The sequence below is a fragment of the Shewanella sp. MBTL60-007 genome, from assembly GCF_019654915.1.
Taxonomy (GTDB): domain Bacteria; phylum Pseudomonadota; class Gammaproteobacteria; order Enterobacterales; family Shewanellaceae; genus Shewanella.
Window position 1 is genome coordinate 1 of record NZ_BPET01000120.1, and the last position, 3,612, is coordinate 3,612.

The 3,612-nt window shown below is 40.5% G+C and carries 2 protein-coding genes; one reads left to right on the forward strand and one right to left on the reverse strand.

The window, feature by feature from the left end:
- A partial coding sequence (locus K5Q92_RS23460) for a hypothetical protein (RefSeq protein WP_220771212.1) occupies positions 1-182 on the reverse strand: 182 nt, incomplete at its 3' end.
- Between the two features lie 126 nt (positions 183-308).
- On the opposite strand from K5Q92_RS23460, the gene K5Q92_RS23465 reads away from it, so the two are divergent.
- Positions 309-3,296, forward strand: a complete 2,988-nt coding sequence (locus K5Q92_RS23465) for a TonB-dependent receptor domain-containing protein (RefSeq protein ID WP_259649688.1) — start codon at positions 309-311, stop codon at positions 3,294-3,296.
- Positions 3,297-3,612 lie beyond the last annotated feature (316 nt).

Consider the following 3,612-nt stretch of genomic DNA (forward strand, 5'->3'; position numbering starts at 1 on the left):
CTGGTTATTGTTTTTTGCTTATACCCTAGTGTTGTTGTACCGCCCAGTTGTTTATACTGGCTAAAGATTATCCATTTGATTTTTAAGTGTTTTATCTCTACCCTCTTATTTCTTTCATTGAATGTCTTAATTGTTTTTAAAATGTTTTCGTTATGTGCGCTTATTTGACTTAAAAGTTGCACTTAGAACAGTATTTATTCCCGAAGTAATTAGTTTCTAGGCATCTAGAGCTGATAATAAAAATAACAGAATCGATTGTTTATATGTGGGAAAACTCATTTATAAGGTCGATGTATAAGGGAATATATATGAGAACTCAAACCTTAATGGCGAAAGCTATCCGTAGGAGTTTAATTGCAACCGCAGCGACAAGTTTCGCAATGTCAGGGGCTGTATTTGCAGATGAAATTGATAATGGAGAAAAAAACTCTAATTTTGATGAAATTGAGAAAATTGAAATAACAGGCTCACGTCTAAGATCAACTGACCTACAGGGTTTTTCTCCTGTTCAGGTTATTGATTCTAAAGATATCGATATGTCGAGTGTTGCGAATATTCAAGAGCTACTTTTAAAGAACCCCGCTTTTGGTACACCCGGCATTAGTCGTACAAATTCTAACTTTTCAACTTCTAGTGCTGGTGTAGCAACTGTAGACCTGAGAGACTTGGGCAGCTCTAGAACATTAGTGCTTGTTAATGGCCGCCGTTTTGTCTCTGGTGTTCCAGGTTCTTCCGCTGTGGATTTAAACTCTATTCCAACTCAATTTATTGAACGCGTTGAAATTATGACTGGTGGCGCTTCGGCCGTGTATGGTTCCGACGCTGTTGCAGGTGTTGTTAATATTATCTATAAAAAAGAGTTTGAAGGCTTAGAGTTTGATCTACAAACAGGACAAAGCCAAGAAGGAGATTCTGAAGAAACCCAAATACAGTTTACGATGGGAACTTCCTCTAGTGATGGTAAAGGTAACATCATGATTCACGGTGCTTATACGGATCAAGGTGCTGTTTACTCAAGAGATCGAGAGCGTTCTGCAGTAGACCAAGCGTCTGAAGGGGCGTATTTTACAGGTGCTGCTGAGGATATGTTTACTGCAGTTAGACCATTCTATTCTAGTTATGCGCCTCAAGGTAGATTCTATGCCGGTGACAAACAATATACGTATAACAAAGCTGGTGAACTACAAGAAGGCTGGTCAACCAATGGCTCTGATACAATGGAAGCCAATGGTTTTAATCGTATGGACTACCGTACGATAGCTATTCCAACTGAACGATACTTGCTGGCCATGTCCGGCAAGTATGAATTTACTGAGGGGTGGAATGCATTTATCGAAGGGACGTATGCAGCCACTCAGACGACAACTCGATTAGAGCCATTCCCTATGGCATCGGATGCTGTTTATTCAGCCTCTGGCGGGCAAATGCCCTTGGAATATGAGCAATATATCGAAAGTGTTACAAATCCCGGTGAGTATGAGCGCACTTTGGTGAGAAATGCGTTTGTACCTGACGCTATTTTTGATTCTGCAACCGACACCGATGGCGATGGTATTAAAGATATCTTTTTCACTCGTAGATTATCAGACATTGCTGCTCGAGGTAATACGGCTGATCGCGATACATTCCGTATTGTTGCAGGTATTGATGGTGAAATTACTGAAGGCTGGTATACCGATGTATATTATGGCTATGGGCAAACAAAAGAGTCACAAGTTGGTAGTGGTCAATTCAATTCTTTGAACTTTCGTTCAGCGTTAGAAGCTGTTGAAGATGAAGATGGTAATATTGTTTGTCGTAATGCAGATGCTGTGGCTGAGGGATGTGCTCCGGTTAATGTGTTTGGTGAAGGCTCTATTAGCCCTGAAGGCGCGGCTTATGTAGATGCGCCTAACATGCTAACGAGCTTTACATCTCAAACCATTGCAGGTTTGAATGTTACTGGTGATCTATTTGAAGTGCCAGCAGGGACTGTTGGTCTAGCTCTTGGTACTGAGTACCGGGAGGAATACTCTCGTTCAGAATTTGATGCGTTACAGTCTTCTGGTCTTAATGGTGGTAATGCCATTCCTCGTACTGAAGGGGAGTTTGATGTTATCGAATACTTTGCAGAGGTTAATGTTCCTTTGTTAGATGATGTGTTCATGGCAAAACAATTAAATGTTCGCGGAGCATATCGCTATTCAGATTATTCTAGTGTCGGAAAAACTGACAGTTGGAATGTGGCGCTAGATTGGGCTCCAATTGATGAAGTTCGTTTTAGAGCGATTAGAGCACAATCAACAAGAGCGCCTAACATTAATGAGCTTTATTCGCCACCTAGTCAGACTTTCCCGTCTGGACTTACCGATCCATGTCTTGGCGTAACAGCCTCCACAACGGGGACTCAGGCTGAAGCTTGTAGAGCAGATGCTGGTGTTATGGCAAACATTAATGCAAATGGGGAGTTCACCCTTAGCCAATCAGATCTTCAAGGGATCAGTGGCTATAACCGTGGTAACTCTGAACTTGATGCTGAAAAAGGTAAGTCATGGACATTTGGAGTAACTATCTCTCCAGAAGGGATGCCTGTTATAGAGGATTTTGATTTTACAGTTGATTATTATGATATTGAAATTGAAGATGCGATTGTTTCAACACCTCGTCAGTTTATTTTAGATGATTGTTATGGCGGTTCTGGAGCAACATGTAACTTCATTACTCGTAGAGCGAAAGATACAGGTCCTAATAGCGCTGGCTCACTTGAATATATAGACTCAGCAGACACAAACAGTGGTGGCTTTGTCAATGAGGGCATCGATTTAGTAGTTACCTACGCTAAAGATATTGAAGATTATGGTTTAGCTGGGCAGGTTAATGCGCGTTTGGCATATACACATGTAATTGATGCATACACAATTCCATTACCAGGTTCAGAAAAGGATCAAGATAAAGGTGAAATTGGAGCTGCAGAAAACAAATTCTATTTGTCCTTAGGTTATACATATGATGATCTAACGATTGCGTGGAATACTACATTTATTGGTGAGTCTTATTTAGATGATCAATTTCTTTCTGGATATGATTTAGCAGCAGAATCAGTTGGAGTCGGCTCGGTTACTTATCATGATCTGAACATTGCTTATAGACCTTGGGATATGGCTGAGTTCTATATCGGTGCTAATAACTTGTTTGATCGAGAACCACCAAAAATTATCACTGGTCTACCAGATAGTAATACTGGTACAGAAACTGATGCAGGTACATATGATGCAGTTGGGCGTCGTTACTATGCAGGTGTAAGGCTTAAATTCTAATTTTATGAGTTAGTTTAAATAAAAACCTCCTTAATGGAGGTTTTTTTATGGCAGCAGGCTAGTGAATACAAAACACTTAAATCCAATGCCTGAACCTAGCGAGCTATAGGGCTGGTGGGTTTGAAATACTACAATAAGCTCCTGATTGGCCGTTTTTTATTGCGTGAGCAGTAACTTAGCCACTGAACCAGTGCTTCATATAACCACTGAGTATGATGCTAAGTCTAGCCAGTAATAGCACTTAGAATTAACCGCCAGTACATAGCCATAAACGACAAAAATGCCTCTAGTTAATAGAGGCATTTTTTTATGTGAT